A 26579-nucleotide genomic window follows, 5' to 3' on the forward strand; every position below is an offset into this window, starting at 1 on the left:
TTTATGGCGCTATTCAGGGCATTATAGTGCCTCAAGCGAGGCAAGAGATTATGGCTACGGGGGGCGGGCAGCGGATTGTCGATTTATGTCAGGCTGGGATGGAATAATAATTTACACACTGCCAAGTGTTTCGGCACTGGCGATAAAAATCATCATTTTCTGGATGGCACGCCATACCCTGAGGTCGCTCAGCCCCTGGTTTCTGGCGTTTTTAATCGCCCTGTGCGGCATCAATCTGATCGAATTGATCACTTTCGCCTATGTAGACAGGCCCTACGCCGCTGCCGGCTACCTCACCCTGTACTACCTGTTTGCGGTGGGCGCCTGCATTTTGCTACTGGGTCTGTCCCTGGAAATTGGTAACTATTTAAACCTGTTTTTGAGTCAGGTATTGCTGGTGCTGGGTTTTACCTGCGCCCTGGTGCTGATCATCCCGGGCGCTGCGGTTGCCGGCGTGGAAAGTATCGGTTATTCGATAACCCGGGTATCGGGCCCGCTGTACTGGGTGCTGCAAGTGACTATCCTGGCAACGCTGGCGAGCAGCCTCGGCGTACTGTGGTACAGCTACCGCTGCAACGCCGACCCGGTGCGCCGCCGCCGCGCTTTTGTACTGCTGATCGCCACCGTACCGGCAGTAGCGATCGTGTTGTTGGTGGCCCTGTTGATGCAACTCGGCGTCAAGATAAACGGGGCGGTTTTCGTATCGTTTAGTATGAACTTCCTGCTGATCGTGCTGCTGTACACGGAGAAACAGGCCCGGCTGTTCAACTTCCTGTCGATGATTCCCGCCACCCGGGAGTACCGTACCTTCAAGACCATCAGCCCGCTGCTGTTCGGCCATACACCGACACCGTTAAAAGACGCCCAGGCGGTTTTCGAGCGGGAGTTGATCAGGGGTGCGGTGGAGCGCTGCGGCGGCAATAAAACCCACGCGGCGGACATGCTCGGCATCTCGCGCGCAACCTTGCTGCGCAAATTGAAAAGCCGGCCACAGACTTATTAAAGGCAGGGATAAGCGTATGTCAGACGGGGATGGTGCTCTGGTACATTTGGCGTCGTTGTACGCCCTGCCCAGTATCCTCGCGCTGGCAACCAAGCTGTTGATCTTTTGGGTGGCCCGGCACAGCCTGAAAAATATCCGCCCCTGGTTTCGGGCACTGCTGCTGTTTCTGTGCGGTTTGAATGTGTTGGAGCTGGTCGCGTTCACCTACCTGACCCGACCGGAGGATGCGCTGCCCTGCCTGCTTGGCTACTACTTCTTTGCCATCTGCGCCTGTCTGGCGTTACTGGGTCTGTCACTGGACACCAGCGGCTGCAACAGTCGCACGCTGAACCTGACCATTATCGGCTACGGTACCCTGTGCACCCTGGCACTACTGGTGCCGGGCTTTACCGTGGCCGGTGTGGAGAGCATCGGTTACCACCTGACCCGGGTCCCGGGCCCGTTCTACTGGATACTGCCGGTGAGTATTCTCGGTATCCTGTTCAGCAGTCTGGCGATACTGGCCCGCTGTTACGCCACCGACCGGGACACGTTGCGCCGGCGCCGCGCCCTGGTGCTGCTGGTGGGTAACGTCCCCATGGTCGCGATGGTGGTTATCATCATTGCCGCTATGCAATTGGGACTCAAGATCAACGCCGCCGTGCTGATTTCGTTTTTTATCAACTTTCTGCTGATGGTACTGATTTACACCGAGGCGAGCGAGCGCCTGTTCAACTTCCTGTCGGTCATTCCCAGTACTGAGGAGTACAAAACGATCAACAACCTGCGGCCGTTGATTCTCAACCCGACACCGCTGCCGCAGGAAGAGTCACGGACGATGTTTGAAAATGAATTGGTGCGCGAAGCCCTGACGCGTTGCGATGGCAACGACACCCGGGCCGCGGAAATACTCGGCATTTCCCGTGCAACATTGCTGGACAAGATAAAACTGCACAAAATAAAGCTGCCCAAAAACGCCGAGGCCAATATCAAGTCGCGCCAGGGTCGCCGCGACTAAATCTCGAGCAACGCCTCGAAACCTCAGGCCGCCGCCACCGCTTCGATCTCCAGCTTCCATTTTGATTCCAGCAATCGACAACAAATCACCGTCAATGCCGGTTGGTTATCGCCCAGGTACTTGACTCGCAAGCGCACATTCTCCTGGTCATATTGCGGGTCCGCGAGATAGGTCCTGAGCGATACGATATTGCCGTACTCCATATCCGCCGACTTCAGGGTTGCCCCGATATGCTGCCAGATGATTTCTGCTTGAGCCTCAAAGGTTTCCGGCATGGAGGTACCGTCTTTGAGATAACCATTCAGCCCACTGATAAACAGCAAGCGGGAATCCGCCGTTACTTCAACGGCATGGCTATAGTTTCGATACCGCGGGAATAACGCCGCGGGGTTATGTGCAATGATTGGCATGTGGACTACCTCACAAATACAGAGCCGGTTGCCGATCAAGCCGACTCGATGGCCCGTTTCACTTGCATCGGGTTGTCTATCCTCGGAAACACGACGTCGCTGATACCACGGCCAGTGACCTTGACGGTTCCGTAACCCATTATCCGCCCCCAGATACTTTGTAGAATCTCCACGGTTTCGATGGAGGTGATTTTCATCTCTTCACTGTTGCGGGAGATAATGCCGGTTTTGCGAATCACCCGTTTGTTGGTAACGGCCTGCTCAATACCCCGCAGCGCCAGCCATTTATACAGGCCGAAAGGGAGCAGGATAATTGTCAATACCAGCACCCAAACCGGGATATAAGTCGTCCAGTGATGATGGAACACGGCCCGAATTTCTTCGCCGGCCGACAGTGAATCCTCTACATAACTCACCTGTTTAACTCCCTAACGTTTTGCGTACGCCTGAATAGTCGACATGAGAATACGGGACTTCGCAAACCCCATGACCGCTCAAGCCTAACAAATTAAACCTGATTAGCCCAAAAAAACGGTGTCATACTTTGTACCGGCCGAAAGCTTGGCCGGGGTTGCGGTTTCAGCCAATTTGCCGGCTGCTTCAAATTTGGCCATTTTCAGCCATATCAAATACTTACGGAAATAATCGCATCAATTATGTGAGCTGTTTCAACGCCGACCGGATTTCAGGCTGTTAGGCTGCCAGAGCTTACTGAGAACGGTGCCCTACAGCATGAAAGGCTTTGTCACGTCTCTAATGGGAGCCCCGGGAGGCTCAGATATGAAGTGTCGTCATTCGGTAATGGACGCCGGGCCTGCGTTGCCGCCGGTACCGCCCGTTTATCAGCCCGATACAGGTAATCTAGTCTATGCCCGCGATTTATCGACAACCCCGCTCGCTACCGGCCCCGACCCGCTGGCCGCGCCTGCGCCTGGAAGAGCTGTGGCTGCATCCACCCGGGTGACGTCGGTTGCCGGCCGGGACGACTGCCGCCGTTTTCTTGTGCTCAACGGCAAGGGCGGCTGTGGAAAAACCACTATCAGCACCAATCTCGCCAGCTACTTTGCGGTACAGGGATTGAAAACCGCCATCATGGACTACGATCCCCAGGAGTCGAGTCTGACCTGGTTGAAACTGCGCGATGCGGAAAGCCGGACCGCGCCGTCCATTCACGGCATTGCCGCGCATCCCAGTGCCGGTGGTTCCGTCACTCGCAGTTGGCAACTGCGCATCCCCCACGGCACCCAACGGGTGGTGATTGACGCACCCGCCGGCGTCGACGGCGCAGAGCTGATCGGCTTGTTGAAAAATGTCGATGCAGTCGTGATTCCGGTACTGCCCTCCTCCATCGATATGCATGCAACCGCCCGCTTTATCCGGGATCTGCTGCTGATCGGCAAGGTCAGGACCCGCAATATTCCAGTGGGTATAGTGGCCAACCGAGTGCCCAAAAAAACCCAGGCCTATAAGAAATTGCAGTCGTTTCTGGGCGCGTTGAACATTCCCTTTGTCGTGCAGTTCAAAGACAATCCCAATTACCTCAACGCAGCGGAGATCGGCTTGGGCATTCACGAGCTGCAGTCCGGTAGCGGCGGCTATGAAGCGGAACAATGGGATAAACTGTCGAGCTGGCTGGAAGAGGCAACCAAGGATCGAAGATCACTGCGCCACGGAGGACAGCGTTGAGAAACCGGCCATATCGCGGTCGTTACCAGGCGCTGGTCGCCATATTGTCAAAGACAAAGAACTTTAAAAACAACCCGAAGCAGGCGTACAGGCAAAACCTAAGCAATAACAACCGGTGAAACTTTGCCGGCTCGAAACTGCGTCGGCAAACCACCTCCCTCCCCCAGCGGTCATAAATAACTCCGCGTTTAAACTCCACCAGCAAACCGATAAAAAGCCAGGCGATATAAAAGTAAAGCGCAAAAATATAAGCAGCGGTTTTTTGTACAAACATTGCAATAATCAGCACTATCCATACCGGAAAAATCGGAAAACTGTCTTTAAACATAAAACTTGTCATATGTGTTTTTGTGCAATCAGTTTATGCAAGTGAAGGCCGGACTGCAATGGCTGATCAGTCGAGCCGACCTAAGCCAGACAGCACCTGCACAGTCAAACCCGTTGGTGAACGAAACGCTGTTAGGTGTCGGGTAAAGTTGACGGTCATTGCCCGACAGCTTTAAGACGGTAACATCACGACTACACCATGCTGCCCAGAAAACGAATTGCCGGATGACCGATCATGATGGCCTAAGCCCCGGACACTGAAAACTACCTGGGTCTCTACGCCGGCCATCAAGAATTTAATAACGGCATGGTAGATGGTAACGGCGATAGACCGACCGGACGCTGTGGGTTGATAGGGCCTTGCAATGCCCGGTACCCGGCGACCGGTAATGTAGTAACCAGATTCAGAAAGGGCCGTACACTTCGGTCTAAAATGGCCAATCACCTCCCCTAAAACGCGCAGAAAACCACCAGTCGACTGACCGGCGTGGCGACGCCCCCTGTCTGGTCCTAACCCTGTTACCACCTCCCCGCGCCACTACCTGGCTCTCACTGCTGCCACGATCTAAACCTCATTGGGCGCCACTTCAAAATTGAAGTAGGTTCGTTTTTTCCGTTCAACAAATTGATTATGAGGTTAACAGCATGGAATTTTCAGGCAGTTCACGTATCGCAGGCGTCGGGGCCTATCTCCCCAACAACCGGGTCACGTCCCGCTCGCTTATGGAGGAGGTGAATTCGACAAGATTCGGAACCCCCGTGACCTATATAGACCGACTGGCGGGTATCAAGGAGCGGCGCATTTCCGATGAAAATATGCTACCTTCCGACATGGCGATAAGGGCATCTGAAAACGCGCTTGAGGATGCCGGGGTCAGCCCTGGTGATATCGACCTGGTTGTCTACTGCGGCATCGACAGGGACTGGCAGGAACCTGCCACAGCGCACCGGGTACAGTCGATCATCGGTGCGGAAAAAGCCACCTGCTTCGACCTGTCCAACGCCTGCCACGGTTTTATGAACGGGCTCTCGGTAGCCGATGCCTTTATCGCCAAAGGCGGCATCGACAATGCGCTGGTGTGTACCGGCGAGAAAACGAGTCATGTCATGTACTCGTTTATGGAAAGAATAAAAAATACCAACAGTAAAGCAGAGTTTAGAAAGTGGCTTGGCAGCTTGACGGTTGGCGACGCCGGGGGCGCCATGGTGGTACAGCGCTCTGCGGCGGGTGACGGACTCCGGTGGGTCGGTTTCCAGTCCCAGGGAGAGCACGCGGAGCTGTGCTGGTGGCGTCACAAAGAGGAAGGCGGTCTGGAAGGTGAAATGGTAATGGACAGAATATCCCGAACCGTTGTGGACCTGCATCGCGGCATGATCGACGCGACTTATGAAAAACTGGATTGGTCACCCGGTAGCGCTGACTGGCTGTACTGCCACCAGGCCGGCGCCGGACCTCACCAGGAACTGGTCAAAGTAGCAGGCATGGCGCCTGACTATGCGCCCATCACCTATGACTATTACGGCAACCTGGCCAGTGCAACCATTCCGGTCAACATCGCGCTGAATCGCCCCAAGCGCGGTGACCGGTTATTGATCTTTGGAGCGGGGAGTGGCATTAGCGTATGTCAAGCGGGAATGGTGTTTTAGTCTACGCAATACCCAGTGTATTGGCGCTGGCATTAAAGATCGTCATCTTTCTGATGGCACGGCACTCACTGCGGCAGATAAGACCCTGGTTGTGGGTCTTTCTGCTGTCATTGTTCGGGGCCAATCTTGCTGAGTTAACCGGGTTTTACTATACCGATAACCCCGCGCCTTCCTATTACTATATGCTGGGCTATTATATCTGCGCCCTGCTAGCCTGCCTGTCGCTGTTGGGCTTGTCGCTTGATGTAAGCGGCTGCCCGTCCCGCTACTTTAATCGGCCCATAATCGTTTATGGTGTGCTGGCCTCAGTCGTCGTAGGAATGCCCGGGTTGGTGATTGCCGGTGTTGAGAGTATCGGCTACTCCGTCACCCGCGTGGCAGGTCCCTACTATTGGGTTTGGCAGATCACCGCCGTTGTCTCGCTGCTGTCTAGCCTCGTGGTTCTCGCCCACTGCTGGCGGCGCAATCAGGACCCGTTGCGCCGGCGGCGGGCTTTCGTGCTCCTGATTGGCAGCGGCCCCATGGTGCTGATGGTGGTCGCGGTCATAGCGGCTATGCAAGTGGGGTTCAATTTTAACGCCGCCGTGCTGGTTTCGCTTTTAATAACGTTTCTGTTGATGGTATTGGTCTATACCGAAACTACCGAGCGGCTGTTCCGGTTCCTGTCCATTATACCGACGACCAAAGAGCATCGGTCTGCCGGGATCATCAGCCCGTTGATATTTGGCCATGGGCCTGTGCATCTCAAAGAGGCCAGCGCCGTTTTTGAGCGTGAGGTGATTAAAAACGCTGTTGAACGCTGCGGCGGCAATAAGACCCATGCGGCGAATATGCTGGGCATTTCGCGCAATACGCTGTTGAGAAAGTTAAAGGAATAATAGCCGGCGTTAGCGTAAAACCCATGACAGTGGCAGGCAACCTCTGGCTATAGCCGCCCCCATTGTTTCTGGCTGCCTGTTGACCTCACATCAATACGTTGTTTAGCGTCCGCTAATATAAGACAACACGGCTTTATATGATTTTCTTCTAAATCCAGCGACGGCCAATCAACAATTATCAGATTAATAACACTTTTCTCTGACGAATTTCAAAATATGTAGGACTTTCAACGCTCCATCGGCTCACAGTTGCCGCTGGTTATGGTGCTTTATCATTGGTTGGGATAGAAATTGCGGGCATCCGCCGCAAGAGGAAAACAGCACTGTATCCATCAAGAAGGTAAGCATTGCCCGAATAAGCAACACAGCGGCAGCAGTGTTCAAATAATAATCAAAGGATATAGAGATGATAAAAAGAAATCTATTGTCGATGTTGACTCTCTGCGGCCTGACATCTGTTTCAATCCAAGCGGCGGCTGTCTCAGCAGCGGAGGCTGTCGATGGGTTGGCTCAGGGCTGTTATGTCATCAAGTCCCCGACGGTCAACAAATACATCAAACAATATCAATCGGGTGGCACTGCCAATGGTGGCGAGCGCTTCGGCTTTAAGGCAGCCAGTGTTGCAGAAGCCAACAGTTTCTTTTTCAAACCCACCCGGTTCAAGCACTTTATGATGACCAATGCCGATGGTCGCTACATGGCAACGACATCGCCGGCGAATTCGACGGCCGGTACCTCGCCCGGAGAGTCGGCCGAATGGAACATTGAGGCGATTCAGCAAGGGGAAAATGAATTCCGGTATCGCTTTAAGGCGATTGGACTCAACCGCACGCTGCACCACAATTATGCAACCGATGACCTTACTTTCTTTACGACATTAAACCCGAATAACGATAGCGAGACCGCCTTTGAACTTATTCCGGCTGCCAACTGTGTGGCGTATCCGGAAATAGAGACAAATGTCACCGGCAGCCCTGATTTGCTCAAAGGTAACGCAAACCTGCCTGTGCGCGGTTTTGTCGATGCCCATGCACATATCGCCTCCTATGAATTTATGGGTGGGAAGTTTGTACATGGCGATCCGTTTCATCGATTTGGCGTGACCGAAGCCCTTAACGACAGTGCTGTTATTCACGGGGAAAATGGCTCACTTGACTTACTTGGCAATATTTTTGCGTATGATGATCCCGGTTTCCGTTACGACACGCGCGGCTGGCCCGACTTTCCCCATTGGCCAACCCACCGGGACGTAAGCCACACCGGCTATTATTACAAGTGGATTGAAAGAGCGTACCTGGGCGGGTTGCGTATGGTCGTCAGCCATATGGTTGAAAACAAAGCGCTGTGCAGCATACAAAGTCTGGTCAATCCCGCTGCTCAAAACAGCCCGAACAGTTGTGAAGCAATGGACAGCGTTCGCCTGCAGGTACAGCGGTTACATGAAATGCAGGACTATATCGACGCGCAACACGGTGGACCGGGTAAAGGCTTCTTCAGAATTGTTACCTCGCCTTTAGAGGCCAGGCAAGTCATTGCCGACGGCAAATTGGCTGTGTTCATGGGTATCGAAGTCTCTGAATTATTCGATTGCGGTATACAGGGCGGCTGTACCCGTCACTCCGTCGAACAGCAACTGCAGGAAGTGTACGATTTGGGCATTCGGGGGATATTCCCGACGCACCGCTTTGACAACAAGATCGGCGGCGCCAAGCTCGAAGGTGGTTTTCTTAACGCCGGACAGTGGTTGTCAGCCGGGTACCTCTTTGACACTAAAGAGTGCGATGCGGGTACCAGGGGTGCCCAACTCGAGCCGGGTTTCCCTGTCGTTGAAGGTATTCCCGTGTTAGGTGATATTATTGGTGGCATCAGTAACGCACCTGACTATGATCCTAATATCAGGCACTGTAACCGACAAGGGCTGTCGGAATTAGGTGTGTACCTGATCAATCGCATGATCGATATGGGCATGCTGATTGAACTGGACCATGCCGCTGAAAAAACGGCTGCCAGTATTCTGGATATCGTTGAAACCCGCAATTATAGCGGCGTGATAAGCGCCCATAGCCACTTGTCCGCTAGACCGGACAATGGTTTGCACGTCAACTTTAAACGCCTGGTGCAAACGGGTGGTTTTGTATCTCCCTACAACAAAAGTGCTTATGATCTTGCACAGGATATTGACAAATACTTATCCGAAGTGGAAACGACAGCATTTGCTCATGGTGTGAGTTTCGGTACTGATATGACGGGCCTGGCCAATCAGCCCGGGCCTCGCGCCGATGCGCAAACCGATCCACTGCAATACCCGTTCACGAATGAATTCGGACTGGTTTTTGATAAACAAAAGTCCGGTAATCGAGTACTGGATTACAATGCCGAAGGGATGGCTCACTACGGTATGCTGGCCGATCATGTGCAGGATATACGCGAGCAGACATCCAGTCGAATTTACGAAGCCGTGATGAACTCTACAGAAGCGTATTTGCAAATGTGGGAACGCGCCACAGCAAACAACAGCGCTTACCACAACTCGCTTGAGCAAACAGTAAAAGTTGTCACGCAGCTCAATGGTGATTGCCTGGGCGTTGCCGGTAGAGACGAGGACGTTGTGCCGGGGGTACCGGCCAGGCATGCGCCTTGTTTTAGCAGGCCACGGCAGGCTGATCAACACTGGATTTATGACGGGGCACAAGGCACATTCAAAAATAGTGCGAACCCCTCCCTATGCCTCGATTCCAGAGAAGCGTTTAGCGGCGGAATACCAAGGTTGCTCGCTTGTGAAAACACCAATAATTCACGCTGGTTGTACGCTGACTACACACTGAGAAGCGCCGTCGACAGTTCCTGGGTATTGGACGCAATGGAAAGAGTGGGTCATGTGCTGCTCTACGGATACCATGGCCGGGACAATCAAGACTGGGAGTTACGTACTGAAAGAGAGGTGTACAACTGGATAACGCTCAGGCCTTACAATCGTGACGGATGCATCGATGTGCAAGACGAAAACACCGCAAACGGAACCTTTCTCAGGTTTGAACGCTGTGATCCGATCGATGGCCAACAGTTTCTGTACAACCCGGCGACGGGCGCCGTCACTACCAAGTTGGATACCAACAAATGCGTAACGGTTCCAAATGGTAATGTGTCCAATGGAAACCGTCTGGTTATCTGGGATTGCAACGGTGATATCAGCCAGCAATGGGACTTTGACAACGGTGTATTCCGGTCGCGTATTGATAGCAATAAGGTCTGGGATGTTACCAATAGCGAAAATATTGTTATCTATAGTAGCCACGGTGGCGGTAACCAGCGCTGGAAAACTATCTTACAGTAAGTAAGGTGTTCCAGGCTTTAGTCGCTTAGACGTGATCTGGCAGGCACTCGTTTTTATCCGGTGCCTGCCAGATTGAATTTGGGGTGAATATGCCCAGCCCGAATAGGCTTATCATCCAGAAAAATGTCCATTGGCGTTCTGTCGCAACCCATCGGCTTCTGGTGAGTGGTTTATCGTCGTAGTACCTATCCAATCGCTTCATCAATATTACCGTCATTAGCCGGAGAACGGGTCAATCCATATGCCTAATTTTGGGAAAATGCTTTAATTTCCGCTATTTCTTTTTTGTCGATTCCCAAGGATTCAAGGAAATCTGAATGGACCTCTGGCAGGTCACGCTCAAACTCGATATGCCATTGACGCATCGCCTGGTCATCCATGCCGGAGGCTCTAAGAATTTTTACCCACTGCTGCTTATTCATCACTTTTGTAGTTTTCAACAGAGAACGTTTGCCTAAGAGCCGGATAATAAGTTGCTGTTGTTGCCTTATTCTACTTATTTCCGAATTCAGGTGCCGGAGCCTTTTCTCAAGTATTTCAGAGGGTTCATTGTTGCTTGAATCTAGAATTTCAGCAATTGAATCCAACGGTAACCCCGCTTCCTTGTAGGTTGCTATTTGCGCCATTCGATCAAAATCGCGTTGGGTATACTGCCGGTAATTTGCCGTACTTCGGCCAGATGGCTTGAGCAGACCGATTTTGTCGTAATACAACAATGTACTGCGAGACACCGAAAATTCTTTTACCAACTGGCCGATAGAGTACATACCAAAACCTGTTTCAGATGGATTTAATATCCGGGCTAATCAAGGATGTGCGCGCTGCCGTGCTCGACAGTACACCCTTGCTGTAATAGTTATGCAGCACAGATTTAAAGTCTTCAACGATATCAGGATTTTGCTGTAGGAATAAGTGCCAGTTCTTATCTGCCATAGCGTCTATTCGCCTGGCCATTATTCTCATGATAGCGTCGGTCATTGTCAGATGAAATTTCTCGCTGGCGCCCAGGCTTTCAGCATAGGCCTTGATCCCGCGACAAATACGCTCAATGGCGACATCCAGCTTATTTTCATTGAGATAAAGCCAGCCGAGGCGCAAGTGGCCAAGGTGGTTAAAATGTGCCGGATCAAGTGTCTTGTTTTCGAATTGTTCTATGAACGCTGTATCGCTCAATAAAACAGGTTGTGAGCTCATTTTCCTCTCCAATAGCATCGGTGGTTAAAGAGAAGAAGGGTAAAGTATGAAGCTATAGACAGGTCAAACCATCGGCACCCGACTTCAGCAGATGCACAATCTCGGAGATGACGCGCCGGTCATCAGCTCTCGGCGTGCCGTAGACTAATCTGAACAGTCGGCAAAGGGTACAAATTCACCGTCCCTGAACGATGCAAGGGGCTCCATTTCACGCCCCATCACAGTGGTGATCAGGCCGCGATAATAATTTGCGAGAAGCGGGTGATGCTTTCATCGGCAAAACCTTTTACGGCACGGGAGTGCGTTATGAATTCATTGAAGGGCCTTCTTTATGACAATGCTGTGCCCTATCTGGCTCTCAACTACCCGCAGGACGCCCTCAAACACAAGTCTATGAGACTAATACAAATTTGCGTTGAGGAAATGTTGAGACATTGCGCTTTTTCTGTTTTGGTTGGCCCTTTCCGAAACCCTAAAAAGCGCATTTGAGACTATAAAAATAGGAATTTTTAGTGGTGCCCGAGGCCGGACTTGAACCGGCACGGCCGTGAGGCCGGGAGATTTTAAGTCTCCTGTGTCTACCAATTCCACCACCCGGGCATATTGGGGGGTAATTTTGACCGGGGATTGGCTTCCCCGTTTTTCGGCCAGCCGATACGGGTAGACACAACCCTATTACCCGCGGCAGCCGAAGACAATCATTGAAGGTATGGATGAAACCAGGACCGCTTTGACCCGTCTGTTTTAAATCAGTATTTTTCTATAAAAATCAAACAGTTAAATACTTTTCGCGACCTTCAACAGGGTCGAAATGTTACAGACAATACCGAACGATATCAAGCACTTGATCAGGGCCACGGCGCTATATTTACAGAACCGTATAAAACACCCCGCTACCGCTACCCATAATCAGCAGTTGCTCAAATAAGCTTCCAGCTCCTGCCAATCGGTCCCCCATTACTGCCCTGCGGTGATCGCTCGGAGATAAACCGTCCAAACCCCGAGTTACTCCCGCTAAGCAGTAACCACGCTCCAGGGCTCAAGCTTTTTCGGATTGTCCGCGTCCATCTTGACCAACATGGTTTTTGGGGAGCTAAAGTCATCTCTGTTGTATAAACCGAACTTATGATCATCGCGGCGAGCTGGATCAAAAGGCGCCTGAGCCGGACTGGTGGTGGGCCACTTGCTTACAAACACGTCGCAACCGCCGCCGTTGACAACGACTTCGACATAGGCGCTGCCCTGCTCGCCCTGACCCAACGCTGGGGACAAGTCGTAGCTGCGGATCGACCCCGTAAACTGTAGCGCTTTGGCCATGGCTCCCATTTCGCCGTAATGCTCCTGCCTGGCCCTGGGGCCATAGCCGGTATTGGGTATACCTAGATAGGTAATCCCATACATATTCACCCCCCCACCATTGCCAAGACGATGGTCATTAACGAACTTGGCGAACTTGCGGCCAAAGGCCTCGAACTTCTCCGGACTCGGCCCCGAAGCCTGGTGCACGCCAAACAAGCCATTTGCAGTCTGATAGACGATGGCACGGCAGGCAGAAATACTTGGGAAGCTGAGTTTGCTGTCGGAAAAGCCAAATTCATTTTCGAACAAATTTATTTCCATGGTCTAACTCCCAGTTGTTATTGGTGTTTTTTCTGTCAACAGACTATACGGAGCATATATTACATGAAGATAATAGTGCCAGGAGCTTGATCTCTGTTCCCATGAGTTTTGCTTAACCGTCTCCCGGCCAGCCGCATCTCCACTCTATTCCACCGCAGCGTTACCTATAGGGTGTTAAACATACTGAGGAAAGTTGGTAGACCGGAATCGAACGGGCCGGCCATCCGGCGGCGTACTGTACGCCTGCGGTGCTGATTGCCTCTTCCGAGGGTGATCGGACTAAGAAGTTGGAGGCGCGGGTCGGAATCGAACCGGCGTACACGGAGTTGCAGTCCGCTGCATAACCACTCTGCCACCGCGCCTTTCAAGGCCCGAAATTCTACTGGAGACAGTCGAAAAATCCTAGGACTTTCTGATACTTACCACCATTTCGGACAAACCACTTCAACGTCTGAAGCGAGCCGCTATTCTAGGGGCTGACCCACAGGAGTCAAGCGCTTATTGGCTATTCACCCTCGCCCGCCATCAGTTCCGGCCAGGCCGCGCGGATGTAAATTATCATTGACCACAAAGTAAGCAATGCGGCCGCATACAGCAAAATATACCCCAGGGTGGTTTGCCAGGAACCCACCTGTGGATAAAAAGCCAACAACACGATAATCGCTATCATCTGTACCGTGGTCTTGACCTTGCCCATCATGGATACCGCCACACTGGCGCGCTTGCCCAACTCCGCCATCCACTCCCGCAACGCCGATATGACGATTTCACGGCCGACAATCACCACCGCCGGCACTGCAAACCAGGGCGACGCATGCATCTCGACCAACAACACCAAAGCCACCACGACCATCAACTTGTCCGCTACCGGATCCAAAAAGGCACCAAACGCCGTGGACTGGTCATACTTGCGGGCAATATAGCCATCCAGCCAGTCGGTGATGGCCGCAAACGTAAAAATAGCCGCCGCGACGGGGTGAGCCCAGCTATAGGGCAGGTAAAAAACAATGACCAATAGCGGAATCAGGGCAATCCGCAACAGGGTGAGTTGGTTGGCTAAGGTCATAAACAGGCGCTTACTCTACTACTCGTCATTAATTAGATAAAAACCACGTCTACCTACTTTATATACGGCCCCATGCCCTGAACCGCCAAATCCCCAGACCACCCTTGTGACCGGCGCCTGCGGGAGTGTGCAACTTACTCGCTGTGCAGGGCACTGTAAATATCTTCGGCCATTTTTTTGCTGATGGAAGGCACTTTTGCGAGTTCATCGGCACTGGCGCGAGACACCTCCTGCAAACCGCCAAAAAAGCGCAGCAGTTCCCGGCGGCGCTTGGGCCCTACCCCGGGTATCTGCTCCAAACTGGACGTGCGCCGCTGTTTGTCGCGCCGCTGCTTGTGGCCGGTAACGGCAAAGCGGTGAGCCTCGTCGCGAATCTGCTGAATCAGGTGCAATGCCGGGGAGTCTCCATCCAATACCCGTTCCCGGTAGTGACCACCGCCCTGGCGTTCGTCGATAAACAGGGTTTCGAAGCCGGCCTTGCGGGTGGTGCCCTTGGCCACACCAATCAGGTTGACGTCGCTGACCCCCAATTCCGCCAGCACCGCCTGCGCCTGGCTCAACTGCCCTTTGCCACCGTCTATAAACAGAATATCGGGTAATTTCCCCTCCCCCTCCTGCAGCCGTGTGTAACGGCGGGTCAGGGCCTGTTCCATGGCGCCGTAATCATCGCCGGGGATAATCCCGTCGATATTGAAACGACGGTAATCGGACTTCACAGGGCCGTTCTGATCGAATACCACACAGGAGGCAACAGTCAACTCACCCCCGGAATGGCTGATATCGAAGCATTCCAGCCGCTGCGGCATCTCCTCCAGACCCAGTGCGTCCTGCAACAGTTCATAGCGGCGCAGCATGGACTGTTTGGTGGCCAGATGAGCGGCCAGGTTCTGGCGCGCCGTATTGGCGGCCAGGTTGAGCCACTTGGCGCGATGACTGCGCAACCGGTGATGGAAACTCAGCACTTTATGACGCTGTTGGCGAATGGCCTCCACGATCACTTCAGTGCCCTCAAAATCGTGACTCAACAACACTTCCCGGGGCAGGTCGCGAGTGCGACTGCCCAGATAAAACTGCGGGATAAATTCCGCCAGTACCTCGGCTTCGCTCTCGGCCAGTTTCGGCTGCGGGAAATAACTTTTGCTACCCAGTATGCGCCCCTGTCGAATGTACAACACCTGCACACAGGCCACCGTCGCTTCGCGGGCCAGCGCAATCACATCGACATCGCCACTGCCCTCCTCCACAATTTGCTGGGTCTGTATCTTTTGCAGGGCGGCAATCTGGTCGCGGTGCACCGCCGCCTGTTCAAATGCCAGCTCGGCCGCCGCCCGCTCCATGGCATCGGCCATCTCCCGCATCAGCACCTGGTTTTTTCCTTGCAAAAACATCTCCGTGCGGCGCACGTCCTCGGCGTACTCCGCCGGCGTCACCAAGCCCACACAGGGGGCGTTGCAACGTTTGATCTGGTATTGCAGGCAAGGTCGCTGGCGGTTGCGAAAGACACTGTCGTCGCACTGTCGTACCCGAAACACCTTCTGCAAAAAACTCAGGCTCTCCCGCACGGCACCGACGTTGGGAAAGGGTCCATAGTATTCACCTTTGCGTTTCTTGGCGCCGCGGTGCAGACCGATACGGGGAAAGTCTTCACCTTTGGAGACAAAAATATAGGGATAGGATTTATCATCGCGCAATAAAATATTAAACGGCGGCCGCTGAGCCTTAATCAGGTTTTGTTCCAATACCAGCGCTTCGGCCTCGCTGGGCGCCACCGTCACTTCAACGTGATGAATACGGGCGACCAGGGCGGCGGTTTTTACCGGCAGGCCTGATTTCTGGAAGTAACTGGACAGCCGATTCTTAAGGTTTTTTGCCTTCCCCACATAAAGTATTTTGCCGGCGCCGTCATACATCTGGTACACGCCCGGGTGCCGTGTCAGGGTCTTGAGAAAGGTTTTGGAATCAAAACCCGTAGCGGTTTTATCTGCACTCATAGGGGATAGAAATATAGGCGCTAAAACTAAAAAGGTAATTGTAGCGACAAACAGGGCCGGCGTCAGCGCCTCTGTGTTGGCGGCGAGCGAAGCAAGCGCCCGGTTTCGTCACGATTGCCGGCGGCGATGGCGGTGGGGTTCGCCTTATTCCGGCATGGATTCGACATCCAGCACGTGGTGCTTGACGGCCAGCAGGGCCAGCTCCACATCACTGTGAATATTGAGTTTTTCGAAAATGCGGTAGCGATAGCTGTTGACGGTTTTCGGGCTGACACAAAAGGTGTCGGCAATTTCCTGCACTTTTTGACCGTTTGCAATCAGCGTGGCGGTCTGCAACTCCCGCTCAGAAAGCTTTTCAAACGGCGAGCGACTGCCTTTATTGCCGGCGTAGCTCTTTAACGCCAACTGCTGGGCGACACGGTTGCTCATATAGAGGTCGCCGCGGTAAACGGTCTTGATGGCATCAATCATTTCATCGAGATCAGCGCCCTTGGTGACGTAACCGACCGCGCCGGCCTGCATCAAACGCCCGGGGTAGAGATCGTCATCGAGTGCGGTAACGGCAATGATTTTCATCTGTGCGTTGATACCGAGGAGTTTTTTGGTGGCCTCGAGGCCGCCGATACCCGGCATCTTCACGTCCATCAACACAACTTCCGGAGTTAGGGAACGCGCCATTTTTACCGCATCTTCACCACAGGTGGCTTCGCCTATGACATCGAAATCCTTGACATCGGACAACATGCGAACGATCCCCATGCGCACCAGGTCATGATCGTCAACAACCAGAATCTTTATCACTTCAGACTCCCCAAAACTCTCTCCGGCACTATCGCGTTTTTTTCATGGTTAGCGTTGTTGTGGCAGGGGTGGAACTGGCTAAGGCGCCAATTTACCACTCCCCATTACACTTTCCTAGTACAAAAACCACTACTTTGCATTACGCTGCGGTGCCGATTGTGACTTGACGATTTGTCGAAAAGTCAGGTTGATTCGCGGCCCTACCGGCTTGGCAGTTTTTGGCAGCTGGTGGACCCAAGCATGTTGTGTAGTACCACTCATTACTAACAAAGAACCGTGCGGTAACCACACTTCTAATTTTGGCACATCTTTGCGTTTTTTGTGCTTCAAAACAAAACGTCTTTCGCCGCCCAGGCTCACCGAGGCTATCAGCGGGTTGCGGCCCAATTCCGCCTCATCGTCACTGTGCCAGGCCACACTGTCACGACCATCCCGGTACAAATTGGCCAGCACGCTGTTAAAACGCTGTCCGAGGGTGTCTTCCAGGCGCGCCCTGACTTCCAGCAAAGACGCAGTCCACGACTGCGGCGCCAGGGCAATGCCGGAATACCCATAGTCACTGCCCGGATCGCCATACCAGGCATTAAGGCGCGGAATGGGTACCTGTCGCCCGTGGATGCGGATAACCGATTGCTCCCAGGCCAACTCCCGCCGCAGTTGTTCATACAGGACATCGGCCGTCGCGGCGTCGAGCCAGGTGCGATAGAGGCTGACTTCCGCGTCGGCGGGAGTCAGCACCTCGGGGGCGGCGGCGTCAAACAGTGAGTCTTGCACGGACCGGTCCTCGATAAGCCCTGGAGACAGCGGGTCTAGGGGTAGACACGGGGCTCCATCTCCAGCTCCAGGTTAAACTTTTGTCGCACGGACATCGCAATATCCGCCGCAAAATTCAAGATGTCACCACCCGGTTTACCGCCCGGATTGGTCACCACCAGCGCCTGGCGGTCGTGCACGGCCACACCGTCGCGCTCGACGCCGCGCCAACCGGCCGCCTGAATCAGCCAGCCGGCCGCCAACTTGACCTGAGACGGATCGATCACAAAGCCGACAATACCGGGATAGGCATCCTGCAACCTGGCAAAGGTATCGGCGCTGACCACCGGATTTTTAAAAAAACTGCCGACATTGGGCAACTTTTCAGGATCGGGCAGCTTCTGGCTGCGAATGGCGCACACCGCCGCGCTGATTTGATGGGGTGTGGGTGTCTCCACCCCCTCCCCCAGGGCATCGCGCAATGCCGGGTAGCTGAGATTGATTCGTGGCTGCTGATAGAGCCGCAGCGTCACCGATGTGATGATATAACGATCGCGCAGGCGGTTTTTAAATACGCTGTCGCGATAACCGAACCGGCAGGCATCGCGATCGAAAGTGACCACGACCCCGGAGGCGATCTCCACCGCCTGTAATTCGGCGAACACCTCCTGCAATTCAACGCCGTAGGCGCCGATATTCTGCATCGGCGCCGCCCCGACGGTGCCCGGGATCAACGACAGGTTCTCCAGCCCCCAATAGTGAAAGTCCAGGCAGTGGCACACCACCCGGTGCCAGTTTTCACCGGCACCGAGGCGCACAAACACATGTTCATCGGTTTCGGCGACAACCTCGATACCAGGCAGCCTGATACGCAATACCAACCCCGGGAAATGCTCTCCCAATACAATATTACTGCCCCCGCCCAGTACCAGCAGCGGCAGCTGCCGTTCTTTATTCCAGGCCAGCGCTTCAAGTAAGTCCTCGAGTGTATGGATGTCCGCAAAGTGGGCGGCACTGGCCGGTATGGCCAGGGTGTTGTACTTTTGTAGGTCAACCTGCGGAATAATCTGTAGCATCGTCAGCGTCGGGCCTGTTCAGGGCTGGCGTTCAGCGGCGCGGCCGCCGTGTTCAGGGCTCCAGGGAGAAATTACGGCGAATATCCGCCAGCAAGCCATCCGCCGCGTTTTCCACCAGATCCAGCACCAGTTCAAATCCCTTTACCCCGCCATAGTAGGGGTCCGGCACCTCGGCAAAGTCCGGGTGACTGCCGAAGTTCAGCAGCAGGTCCAGACGCCCGTCATAGGCCGCCGGGCGCAGACTTTTCAGTTCGCGGAGGTTCTGCCGATCCATCGCCAGTATATAGTCAAACTGGTCAAAATCCCCGGCATCGGCCTGGCGCGCCCGCAGGCCGCTCAGGTCGTAGCCGCGGGATTGAGCCGCCGCCGCTGCCCTGGAATCCGGCTCATTACCCAGGTGCCAGGCGCCGGTGCCGGCCGAGTCAACGCGGATGGCATGATCAAGCCCCGCTGCGGCCACCTTGTGCTGAAATACCCCATGGGCCGTAGGCGAGCGGCATATATTTCCAAGACAGACGAACAGAACACTCACTTTTTCCATTATTATCAATGACTTATGATAAATTTCGGGTGATTATACACGCCGGGGCAGGTTCTGGCGAGCACCAGAAAACGAGCCGGGCGGAACCTGTACCGCCGACTACCCTGCGTGGCCTGTGGCGGTGTTGTTTAGGTTTTGGCTTTGCTTGTTAGCCTGGCGATGTAGTCGTCACAGGGATTGTGATTGCGCAGGGAGTACTCGTGGGCAAAAAAGTTAGCCAGTGTATTGGTGTATCGATAGCAGATGGGGCGCCCCTGTACATAATCCTGAATGTACTTTTTGGATGGCACATTAAGCTTGATCTGGCGCTCGACTTCTTCAATCAACATCCGCTCAGAATCCACCAGTTCCAATGCTGGTGCAAACTGATGGCGAACCATTTTTTCAAGATTTTGAGCAAGCTGTCGCCAGGATTTTTCTTCGACATAGCGCTGTATTTTCACATACAGAGCCTGATCGAGCTGGCAGGGTGTTATCGAAGCGCGTAACTGTGCATCACTGCTCTTTATTTTTTTGGGCTTCCCAGCAGTTATCGGTGTTACGTTGGTAGAAGCCATAAGAATCTCCTTGTTATTGGCTACTCTGAGTCGTCAATAATTTACAACATTCACGCCGGTATTGGCGACTGGAGTAGCCAGCCTATATAGTGAATATATTGTTTATCTATTTTTTGAACAGAAATATGCCTGCAATGTCGCGGCTGCTGTCAAAACCGAGACGCCCGCGCCACTCCCGGGGCACCCGCGCCGTGCCGAACAATCCGTCCCAGAATATGGGCGCATAGTTGTATCGGTGTAGCCCATATTCGTGATGCACCAGATGCATTTCCGGGAGCTGAATAAAATTCCCCAGAAACCTCAATGACTTAGGTGTCTTTATATTGCTGTGGTGAAAGCACTCGAGGCACCCCTCTATGGTCAGGGCGACGCACAGGGCCAGCGCCGATACACCCAGCAACTGGCCCAACAGTATCAGATACATCGTATTGACCAGTATCTCTCCGGGGTGGCGAAAAAATGCTACCGGGGTTTCCATATGCGGGGGACTGTGATGCAACCGGTGGATAAACTTCCACAAAAAGCGATTGGCGTGTTTCCAGCGGTGCAGCCAGTAGTTGCCAAAGGAATAAAAAATGTAAAACACCACACCGGCTTGTATATCGGACAGGCTGTGTTCTACGACCGCAATGGGTATATCCGCCCAGTAGTAGACCAATACCCGCAACCAGACAACGGCAAACAGGGTTATGGCGAACCACCACTGCCAGAAAAAAGGCGGTCGGATTTGTTTTCGATTGGGAATCAGGCGCTCGAGGATGAAAAAAAAGGCAAACACCAGAGTTTGGATGATAAATAGTTGCTGTAGCATGATGATCTCTCCGTAATGGTATACTTTGGTCGCTCCACGAAGGTGGAGGTAATCCGACTCGCGGTATTGTCAGAATCACTGACCTGAGGTAGTGCTTGAGGTATTACCGGAAGCACTGATCAGAAGCATTGATCAGAAGCATTGGTCAGAAGCGCTGCCAGACAGATTGTCAGGCCTATCTTCGGAAGCATTGCTTCGGGTGCGGATGAAATACCGAGAAAGATTGAAAAAGACTTAGTTCACTAGAGACACACAGAGACCAGTAGCCAGCGACAGATTCCACTCCTGACCGAGCAGCGGGGGAAGGAACCTAACCTTGAAATGCACCTAACAGCGACATGAAACTCCCTTCACGGTCATGTCAATGCCGGTTTAACAAGGTGACAGAAAAAGATTAGGGAGAAAACCAAATGTTAACGCTATGAAACAAATATTCATGATATAGGCGCACAAAACATTTATGGCGCCAACAGCCGTTGAACCCGCTGTAAATCAGCCGCTGTATCTATACCCCCCGGCACACTTGCCGCTGCCAGGGCCACTTTTATTTTTTCGCCGTTCCATAGAACCCGGAGCTGTTCCAAACTCTCTGTCGCTTCCAGCGGCGCCAGCGGCCAACTGACAAAACGGTTTAGCAGCTCGACGCGATAGGCGTAGATTCCGATATGACGCCGGGCATTGAGACTGTCGGGCAGTCGGGTCTTGTCGGCGGCGAAACCGTCGCGCGGCCAGGGTATCGGTGCGCGGCTGAAATAAAGCGCGTGTTCCTGTGCATCGGTCACCACCTTGACCACGCCGGGGTCGAGAAAATCATCCAGCCGCGTGATGGACTCGCTCAAAGTCGCCACACTGGCGCCGTCACATCGGGCCAGAAGTCCGGCAACCTGATCGATGACCGCCGGTGGAATCAGCGGTTCATCGCCCTGTACATTAACGACGATATCGGACGGCAAAAAATTCAACGCCTGCGCCACTTCGTACAGGCGATCGGTGCCTGAAGCGTGGGTCGCCGCAGTCATGACCGCCTCGCCGCCAAACCCCTCCACCGCGGCTTTGATTCGCTCGTCATCGGTGGCGACGATCACCCGCTCGGCAGCACATTGTTGCGCGCGCTCGTAGACATGTTGAATCATCGGCTTGCCGGCAATCTCTTTCAGCGGTTTGCCCGGCAGGCGGCTGGAGGCATAGCGGGCGGGAATCACAATATAAAATTTCATCGGCGTTGAACCTCGGTTCGATCAGTGGCGAGACGACTGCGGTGGCGGCGGATTTGTTGGTCGAATGCGAGATAGAAACGCTCGGGCAATTCGGCAGCGACTTCAAGATACCACCAGTTATCGGACACGGTTGCCAGCTCGCGACACTTGACCGCGTCTTTCGACGTCATCAACAGCGGCTGATCAGCGGGAAACTGCAGGTCTTCAGTGCGATAGCGGTGGTGGTCGGCAAACCGGTGTTCGCTCACCGTTAGGCCGAGTTGGCGCAGCGTGTCAAAAAACCGCTCCGGGTGGCCAATACCGGCCACTGCCCTCACCTGCCGCCAGTCCCCCAAATCATTCAGCGCCCGCCGGGCGCCGCTGGCCAGGTTGCAAAAGTGGCGTGGTACCAGACGCATAGGCACCGGAGCCGCTACCAGCGGCGTCGCAATCTCACCGTTGATCACGACCCAATCCGCCGAGCGCAGCCGCGCGGGGGGTTCGCGCAGGGGGCCGGCCGGCAGACAGTGACCATTGCCGAGACCGCGCCGGCCATCGACCACCACAATTTCAATATCGCGCGGCAGCTGATAGTGCTGCAGGCCGTCGTCACTGAGCACCAGGTCGCACGGGTAATCTGCCAGCAACCGCTTCAGGGCGGCGCGACGATCGGCGCCGACCACCACCGGACAACCGGTGGCCCGGGCGATCAACACCGGTTCATCGCCCGCCACTGCAGCGCTGGTGGAAGTCTCCACCGCCAGCGGGTAATCCCCCCCGCGACCACCGTAACCGCGGCTGATGATTCCCGGCCGCCAGCCTTCAGCCATCAATCGTTGTGCCAGAGCGATCAATAGCGGGGTTTTGCCGGTGCCGCCGAGCGTAATGTTACCCACCACCACAATGGGCACCGCCGGCGCGGGTCTCTTGTTGCGCTGTGGAGCCAGGTTTTGCAGATAGAATTTGCGCGCCCGCGCCAGGCCCCGAAACAGCCAGGATACCGGCACCAACAACCAGGTCCACCAGCGCCCCCGATACCAGGCCGACAACCAGATATTTTCAGTCTTGGCAGGCAAAACGCGCTTAAACTCCGCCGCGCCGCACGGCGAGTCGGTGCCAGCGTCGAAACTGAGGGCGGCGGCACGGCATGGCGGCGTTCAGGTATCCGCTTTGGGATTGATAGTGGTGATACTCAGGTTCACAAATCCCAACTGCCCGGCGGCGTCCATCGCCGTTACCACCGCCTGGTGGGGACTGTTGGCATCGGCGGTGATGATCAGCGGCCGATCGGTTTTACCGGCGGCGGTCTCTTCCAGCGCCGCCATCAAGGTGGTCAGCTTTTTATTGATCAGACTCTGGCCGTTGACGGCATAGCTGCCGTCGGCATTGATTAAGATTTCGATCTGCTGCTTGTCATCGACCGATAACTCGCCGTTGGCTTCGGGCAGATCGATATTCAAATGGGTTTCTTTGGTAAACGTGGTGGAAACCATAAAAAAGATCAGCAACAAAAACACCACATCGATCAAGGGTGTTAAATTGACGCCTTCCTCGGTGCGCAACTGACGTTTGAATTTCACCGCAACCGCCCGCCGTTCAAACGGCTTTTACGTCGACGCGGCGGTCGCTGTGCAGCGCGTCTACCAGTTTGATCGCTTCCTGCTCCATGGTCACCACCAGCGTATCGACCCGGCGCTGAAAAAAACGGTGGAACATCATCGCCGGAATGGCCACGCACAGACCGGCAGCGGTGGTGATCAGCGCTTCGGAGATACCGCCGGCCAGCACTCCGGCGTTACCGGTGCCCTGTAACATAATGGCGGTGAACACCTTGATCATGCCCAACACGGTACCGAGCAGTCCGAGCAGCGGCGCGGTCGCGGCGATAGTGCCCAGGGCACCGAGGTAACGCTCCATATCGTGAATGACCTGGTTGGCCGCTTCCTGAATACTGTCTTTCATCACCTCGCGGCCGTGACGCGAGTTACTGAGCCCCGCCGCCAGTACCTTGCCCAGCTCCGAGGACTGCTTTAACTCCCGCAGCTTGTTGCCGTCCAGTTGATTGCCCTTGATCCAGCCCCACACCTGCGCCAGCAGGTGCTTGGGCGCAATTTTTTGAGGATTCAAAGTCCAGTAACGTTCAATGCTGATGGCGATAACCGCTATCGAGCACAAAATGATCGGCAACATCAACCAGCCGCCGGCCGCTAATACTTCGAACACACTCCGCTCCCATATACCCAATCTTTCAGGGGGCAACTTTAGCATAATCCGCCAACCGGAAGTAAATCGGTCCTGTCACATAATTTGCCTGTCGTTATCATTGCCACTCAGGGCGACTCGGCAAACCAATAGCGGCGTTGTCGCTGCCGGTAGCGGATCACCGCCGGGGCAGTGTCGGCATGCCACACGAATTCCACGGCTCCGGTCACTGCCGTATTCAACAACACCGCACCGCCGGCACGGTAGCGCTCCACGACCGCAGCGTGGGGATGCCGGTAACGGTTACCGTAGCCGGTGCTGAAAACGACAAACGCCGGCTGCAGCGCGTCCACCCAAGCCGGACTCGATGAGGTGTTGCTGCCATGGTGCGGCGCGACCAGTACACTCAGGGGCCCCGCCACCGACCCCGCAGCAAGCAGTTTCACCTCCGAGCGGACGCTGATGTCCCCCGGCAACAAAATACGCTGCTCTGCGTATTCCACCAGCAGTACACAGGAGCGGTCGTTGCCGGCCCCGATATTATCGGCTTCGTCCCAGGCCAGCGCCGGCGCCAGCAGGGTAAAGGTCACCGCGTCCCACTGCCAACTCGTACCGGCGCGACAGGGTGACAGTACCGCCCCGGGCATGGGATCGGCTTCGCCGGCCAGCACCAGACCGGTCGGCACCGCCGCCACCAGTGCCCGCGCCCCGCCGCTGTGGTCGATATCGCCATGGCTGACAATCAACCGATCGATAGTGCGGATACGCCGGTGTTGTAAAAAGGGGGCGACAATATCACTGCCCGCATCAAAGCGTTCGCTGAAACGGGGGCCGGCATCGTAAACCAGGGTGCGGCCGGGGGTGGCAATCACCACCGCCAGCCCCTGCCCCACATCCAGCACGGTTATTCGCAGCGGCGGTTGATCGCCGGTCGGCGGCAGCCAGAGCGGCAGCAGACAACACAGCCCCAGCCAGCGCAGCGGCAGGTGGCGAGGTCCCAACAACAGCAGGCCGCCCGACAAGGCCAACATCAAAACCACCGGTCCTGTAGCCAGCGGTTGCACCGGCGGCGCCAGGGCATCGACCCAGAGCAGATAGCGCCAGACACCGTCAAAAGCAACATCGGCCGACGCCAGTGCCGCACGACTGAGACCGGGGGCGATATCGGCGAGCAGACAGGCCGATAGCAGGGGCGGCACCACCAGCCAGGACACCAGCGGAATCGCGACAGTGTTAGCCAGCGGTGCCAAGGGTGCTGCCGGCAACCCCAGACAACTGAGTGGCACCAGCAGTCCTACCAACACCACCCACTGCGACCACACTGTCTGCCGCAGGTAACGCCAACCGCGGCCGGTCGCCACCAACCGGCGCCCGCAAAAACCCAGCAACAAAGCCGCCACGGCACCGAACGACAGCCAGAAGCCGGCGCTGTGCGCCGCCAGCGGTGACCACAACAACACCAGTAATAATGTCAGGGAAAGAATATGAAAGATCGGCACCGGCCGGCGCCGCAACAGGCAAATATGCACCAGTACCACCATGACCAGCGCCCGTTGCGTCGGCAGGGAAAACCCCGCCAGCGCCGCATAGACTCCGGCCAGTGACAGGGAGCTGGCCACCGACGTATAGCGCACCGCACCGGACAGCGGTCGACACAGCACCAGCACGCGACCCAGCAATCCGCCGAGCAGATAACCGAGCGTTGCCACCAGGCCGATATGCAGACCCGAGATAGCCATTAAATGTTGAGTGCCGGTGCGCCGCAACACCTGCCATTGGGTTTCACTGATAGCCTGCCGGTCACCGATGGTGAGTGCCTGCAGAAACGCCACATGGTTGAGTTGGCCGGATTCCCTGGCCAGAAAGCGGCCCAGGTGTTGCCGCCAGCGCCCCACCGACAGCGCCGTCGCGGTGCCGCTGCAGTGATTATCGGGGCTGTCGCGCACATAACCGGTGGCGCCGATACCCTGCCCCACCAGCCAGGTGTGGTAATCGAAACCGCCGGGGTTCGACAGCCCCCGCGGCGCTTTCAGCCTGACGGTCAGCCGGCAGCGATCGCCGGTGCCCAGGGGCGGGCCGCCGAACCAGGACAGGCGGATTAATGAAGGTAGAGTGGCGGCGCTGGCGGCGTCGGGTCGCAGGAGCAACATCTGTCCTGTTTCGCGCGCCTGTGGCAGACCGACGATCTCGCCGGTAACATTGATATCGCGCCCCTGCGCAGCGGGTTGCAATTGATCCGCTAATAACAGGTACCCGCTGGCCAACCCCCAACCGAGTCCCGCGGCAAATGTCGCCAGCGCCCGCAGCAACGGCGCCAGCCACAGTACAACCGCCAGCACAGACAAGGGTATCAGTACCCATGGCGGCGGCAGCGCCGGTAAAACACCGATCAGAGCAATACCGCCGGCAGCGGCTAGCATCAGTAACATAATTCCGTCCCTGGAGGTGGTTACAGTCACTCATACTGCCGGGCTTTTGAGCCGGGGTCA

At 55.1% G+C, this 26579-nt stretch carries 24 protein-coding genes and 2 tRNA genes; 6 read left to right on the forward strand and 20 right to left on the reverse strand.

Annotation, left to right across the window (positions count from 1 at the left end; genetic code table 11):
* The first annotated feature begins 85 nt into the window (after nucleotides 1-85).
* Both FKG94_RS09440 and FKG94_RS29180 read left to right on the forward strand, forming a co-directional pair.
* Nucleotides 86-1003, forward strand: coding sequence for a helix-turn-helix domain-containing protein (locus FKG94_RS09440; protein ID WP_142903967.1), 918 nt, complete (start codon nucleotides 86-88; stop codon nucleotides 1001-1003).
* Between the two features lie 16 nt (nucleotides 1004-1019).
* The gene (locus tag FKG94_RS29180; RefSeq protein WP_246125063.1) at nucleotides 1020-2000 is read left to right on the forward strand and encodes a helix-turn-helix domain-containing protein; all 981 of its coding nucleotides are present in this window, start codon (nucleotides 1020-1022) and stop codon (nucleotides 1998-2000) included.
* A gap of 23 nt (nucleotides 2001-2023) precedes the next feature.
* Here FKG94_RS29180 and FKG94_RS09450 read toward each other — a convergent pair whose 3' ends face one another.
* Nucleotides 2024-2410: a RidA family protein gene (locus tag FKG94_RS09450; protein WP_142903968.1), complete on the reverse strand. Its 387-nt coding sequence runs from the start codon at nucleotides 2408-2410 to the stop codon at nucleotides 2024-2026.
* A 35-nt stretch (nucleotides 2411-2445) separates the two neighbouring features.
* Entirely contained in the window at nucleotides 2446-2826 is a 381-nt protein-coding gene (locus tag FKG94_RS09455; protein ID WP_142903969.1) for a PH domain-containing protein, read from the reverse strand.
* Nucleotides 2827-3190: 364 nt separating this feature from the next.
* Between FKG94_RS09455 and FKG94_RS09460 the strand changes: the two genes are divergently transcribed.
* The 4 genes from FKG94_RS09460 to FKG94_RS09475 all read left to right on the forward strand — a co-directional run bounded on the left by FKG94_RS09460 (nucleotide 3191) and on the right by FKG94_RS09475 (nucleotide 10282).
* On the forward strand, nucleotides 3191-4096 hold the full coding sequence (locus FKG94_RS09460) for a ParA family protein (protein WP_179957569.1): 906 nt from the start codon (nucleotides 3191-3193) through the stop codon (nucleotides 4094-4096).
* Nucleotides 4097-5068: 972 nt separating this feature from the next.
* Nucleotides 5069-6070: a ketoacyl-ACP synthase III gene (locus FKG94_RS09465; protein ID WP_142903971.1), complete on the forward strand. Its 1002-nt coding sequence runs from the start codon at nucleotides 5069-5071 to the stop codon at nucleotides 6068-6070.
* Complete coding sequence (locus FKG94_RS09470; protein WP_142903972.1) at nucleotides 6046-6948, forward strand: helix-turn-helix domain-containing protein; 903 nt, start codon at nucleotides 6046-6048, stop codon at nucleotides 6946-6948. The genes FKG94_RS09465 and FKG94_RS09470 overlap by 25 nt, the downstream gene beginning before the upstream one ends.
* A 406-nt stretch (nucleotides 6949-7354) precedes the next feature.
* The gene (locus tag FKG94_RS09475; protein ID WP_142903973.1) at nucleotides 7355-10282 is read left to right on the forward strand and encodes a ricin-type beta-trefoil lectin domain protein; all 2928 of its coding nucleotides are present in this window, start codon (nucleotides 7355-7357) and stop codon (nucleotides 10280-10282) included.
* Nucleotides 10283-10527: 245 nt separating this feature from the next.
* On the opposite strand, the gene FKG94_RS09480 is transcribed toward FKG94_RS09475, so the two are convergent.
* The 18 genes from FKG94_RS09480 to FKG94_RS09565 all read right to left on the reverse strand — a co-directional run bounded on the left by FKG94_RS09480 (nucleotide 10528) and on the right by FKG94_RS09565 (nucleotide 26519).
* Complete coding sequence (locus FKG94_RS09480) at nucleotides 10528-11049, reverse strand: MerR family transcriptional regulator (RefSeq protein ID WP_142903974.1); 522 nt, start codon at nucleotides 11047-11049, stop codon at nucleotides 10528-10530.
* 13 nt (nucleotides 11050-11062) lie between these two features.
* Nucleotides 11063-11476, reverse strand: coding sequence for a hypothetical protein (locus tag FKG94_RS09485; RefSeq protein WP_142903975.1), 414 nt, complete (start codon nucleotides 11474-11476; stop codon nucleotides 11063-11065).
* A gap of 513 nt (nucleotides 11477-11989) precedes the next feature.
* A tRNA-Leu gene (locus tag FKG94_RS09490) sits at nucleotides 11990-12076 on the reverse strand.
* Nucleotides 12077-12490: 414 nt separating this feature from the next.
* Nucleotides 12491-13096: a hypothetical protein gene (locus FKG94_RS09495; RefSeq protein ID WP_142903976.1), complete on the reverse strand. Its 606-nt coding sequence runs from the start codon at nucleotides 13094-13096 to the stop codon at nucleotides 12491-12493.
* A gap of 288 nt (nucleotides 13097-13384) precedes the next feature.
* Nucleotides 13385-13458: transfer RNA gene (locus FKG94_RS09500), tRNA-Cys, on the reverse strand.
* Between the two features lie 143 nt (nucleotides 13459-13601).
* The gene (pgsA, locus tag FKG94_RS09505; RefSeq protein ID WP_142903977.1) at nucleotides 13602-14162 is read right to left on the reverse strand and encodes a CDP-diacylglycerol--glycerol-3-phosphate 3-phosphatidyltransferase; all 561 of its coding nucleotides are present in this window, start codon (nucleotides 14160-14162) and stop codon (nucleotides 13602-13604) included.
* 134 nt (nucleotides 14163-14296) lie between these two features.
* Nucleotides 14297-16153, reverse strand: coding sequence for an excinuclease ABC subunit UvrC (gene uvrC, locus FKG94_RS09510; protein ID WP_142903978.1), 1857 nt, complete (start codon nucleotides 16151-16153; stop codon nucleotides 14297-14299).
* 144 nt (nucleotides 16154-16297) lie between these two features.
* Nucleotides 16298-16954, reverse strand: coding sequence for a response regulator (locus FKG94_RS09515; RefSeq protein ID WP_142903979.1), 657 nt, complete (start codon nucleotides 16952-16954; stop codon nucleotides 16298-16300).
* A 129-nt stretch (nucleotides 16955-17083) separates the two neighbouring features.
* Nucleotides 17084-17728, reverse strand: coding sequence for an alpha-ketoglutarate-dependent dioxygenase AlkB family protein (locus tag FKG94_RS09520; RefSeq protein ID WP_142903980.1), 645 nt, complete (start codon nucleotides 17726-17728; stop codon nucleotides 17084-17086).
* A gap of 35 nt (nucleotides 17729-17763) precedes the next feature.
* A complete protein-coding gene (gene murB, locus FKG94_RS09525; RefSeq protein WP_142903981.1) occupies nucleotides 17764-18783 on the reverse strand; it encodes a UDP-N-acetylmuramate dehydrogenase in 1020 nt (339 codons plus the stop codon).
* 52 nt (nucleotides 18784-18835) lie between these two features.
* Nucleotides 18836-19324, reverse strand: coding sequence for a low molecular weight protein-tyrosine-phosphatase (locus FKG94_RS09530; RefSeq protein ID WP_142903982.1), 489 nt, complete (start codon nucleotides 19322-19324; stop codon nucleotides 18836-18838).
* Nucleotides 19325-19452: 128 nt separating this feature from the next.
* Entirely contained in the window at nucleotides 19453-19881 is a 429-nt protein-coding gene (locus FKG94_RS09535) for a hypothetical protein (RefSeq protein ID WP_142903983.1), read from the reverse strand.
* Between the two features lie 106 nt (nucleotides 19882-19987).
* The gene (locus FKG94_RS09540; RefSeq protein WP_142903984.1) at nucleotides 19988-20692 is read right to left on the reverse strand and encodes a sterol desaturase family protein; all 705 of its coding nucleotides are present in this window, start codon (nucleotides 20690-20692) and stop codon (nucleotides 19988-19990) included.
* A gap of 458 nt (nucleotides 20693-21150) precedes the next feature.
* Entirely contained in the window at nucleotides 21151-21909 is a 759-nt protein-coding gene (gene kdsB, locus FKG94_RS09545) for a 3-deoxy-manno-octulosonate cytidylyltransferase (RefSeq protein ID WP_142903985.1), read from the reverse strand.
* Complete coding sequence (gene lpxK / locus FKG94_RS09550) at nucleotides 21906-22964, reverse strand: tetraacyldisaccharide 4'-kinase (protein ID WP_179957570.1); 1059 nt, start codon at nucleotides 22962-22964, stop codon at nucleotides 21906-21908. Before lpxK ends, kdsB begins: the two co-directional genes overlap by 4 nt.
* Nucleotides 22965-23045: 81 nt before the next feature.
* Nucleotides 23046-23468 carry an ExbD/TolR family protein gene (locus FKG94_RS09555; protein WP_142903986.1) on the reverse strand — a complete coding sequence of 141 codons (423 nt, stop codon included), beginning with the start codon at nucleotides 23466-23468 and terminating at the stop codon, nucleotides 23046-23048.
* 16 nt (nucleotides 23469-23484) lie between these two features.
* Nucleotides 23485-24078, reverse strand: coding sequence for a MotA/TolQ/ExbB proton channel family protein (locus FKG94_RS09560; protein WP_425460042.1), 594 nt, complete (start codon nucleotides 24076-24078; stop codon nucleotides 23485-23487).
* A gap of 140 nt (nucleotides 24079-24218) precedes the next feature.
* Nucleotides 24219-26519, reverse strand: a complete 2301-nt coding sequence (locus FKG94_RS09565) for a DNA internalization-related competence protein ComEC/Rec2 (protein WP_142903988.1) — start codon at nucleotides 26517-26519, stop codon at nucleotides 24219-24221.
* Between the last annotated feature and the right edge of the window lie 60 nt (nucleotides 26520-26579).

Source organism: Exilibacterium tricleocarpae (assembly GCF_007004655.1).
Lineage (GTDB): Bacteria > Pseudomonadota > Gammaproteobacteria > Pseudomonadales > Cellvibrionaceae > Exilibacterium > Exilibacterium tricleocarpae.

What these genes read in the sequence shown, in the direction of transcription:
- FKG94_RS09450 (WP_142903968.1), bottom strand. Translation starts at nt 2,410, where the DNA reads ATGCCAATCATTGCACATAACCCCGCGGCGTTATTCCCGCGGTATCGA.
- FKG94_RS09535 (WP_142903983.1), bottom strand. Translation starts at nt 19,881, where the DNA reads ATGGCTTCTACCAACGTAACACCGATAACTGCTGGGAAGCCCAAAAAA.
- FKG94_RS29180 (WP_246125063.1), top strand. Translation starts at nt 1,020, where the DNA reads ATGTCAGACGGGGATGGTGCTCTGGTACATTTGGCGTCGTTGTACGCC.
- murB (WP_142903981.1), bottom strand. Translation starts at nt 18,783, where the DNA reads ATGCTACAGATTATTCCGCAGGTTGACCTACAAAAGTACAACACCCTG.
- FKG94_RS09540 (WP_142903984.1), bottom strand. Translation starts at nt 20,692, where the DNA reads ATGCTACAGCAACTATTTATCATCCAAACTCTGGTGTTTGCCTTTTTT.
- FKG94_RS09460 (WP_179957569.1), top strand. Translation starts at nt 3,191, where the DNA reads ATGAAGTGTCGTCATTCGGTAATGGACGCCGGGCCTGCGTTGCCGCCG.
- FKG94_RS09475 (WP_142903973.1), top strand. Translation starts at nt 7,355, where the DNA reads ATGATAAAAAGAAATCTATTGTCGATGTTGACTCTCTGCGGCCTGACA.
- FKG94_RS09485 (WP_142903975.1), bottom strand. Translation starts at nt 11,476, where the DNA reads ATGAGCTCACAACCTGTTTTATTGAGCGATACAGCGTTCATAGAACAA.
- uvrC (WP_142903978.1), bottom strand. Translation starts at nt 16,153, where the DNA reads ATGAGTGCAGATAAAACCGCTACGGGTTTTGATTCCAAAACCTTTCTC.
- FKG94_RS09560 (WP_425460042.1), bottom strand. Translation starts at nt 24,078, where the DNA reads ATGTTGCCGATCATTTTGTGCTCGATAGCGGTTATCGCCATCAGCATT.
- FKG94_RS09565 (WP_142903988.1), bottom strand. Translation starts at nt 26,519, where the DNA reads ATGTTACTGATGCTAGCCGCTGCCGGCGGTATTGCTCTGATCGGTGTT.
- FKG94_RS09465 (WP_142903971.1), top strand. Translation starts at nt 5,069, where the DNA reads ATGGAATTTTCAGGCAGTTCACGTATCGCAGGCGTCGGGGCCTATCTC.
- FKG94_RS09530 (WP_142903982.1), bottom strand. Translation starts at nt 19,324, where the DNA reads ATGGAAAAAGTGAGTGTTCTGTTCGTCTGTCTTGGAAATATATGCCGC.
- pgsA (WP_142903977.1), bottom strand. Translation starts at nt 14,162, where the DNA reads ATGACCTTAGCCAACCAACTCACCCTGTTGCGGATTGCCCTGATTCCG.
- FKG94_RS09470 (WP_142903972.1), top strand. Translation starts at nt 6,046, where the DNA reads ATGTCAAGCGGGAATGGTGTTTTAGTCTACGCAATACCCAGTGTATTG.
- FKG94_RS09480 (WP_142903974.1), bottom strand. Translation starts at nt 11,049, where the DNA reads ATGTACTCTATCGGCCAGTTGGTAAAAGAATTTTCGGTGTCTCGCAGT.
- kdsB (WP_142903985.1), bottom strand. Translation starts at nt 21,909, where the DNA reads ATGAAATTTTATATTGTGATTCCCGCCCGCTATGCCTCCAGCCGCCTG.
- FKG94_RS09495 (WP_142903976.1), bottom strand. Translation starts at nt 13,096, where the DNA reads ATGGAAATAAATTTGTTCGAAAATGAATTTGGCTTTTCCGACAGCAAA.
- FKG94_RS09440 (WP_142903967.1), top strand. Translation starts at nt 86, where the DNA reads ATGTCAGGCTGGGATGGAATAATAATTTACACACTGCCAAGTGTTTCG.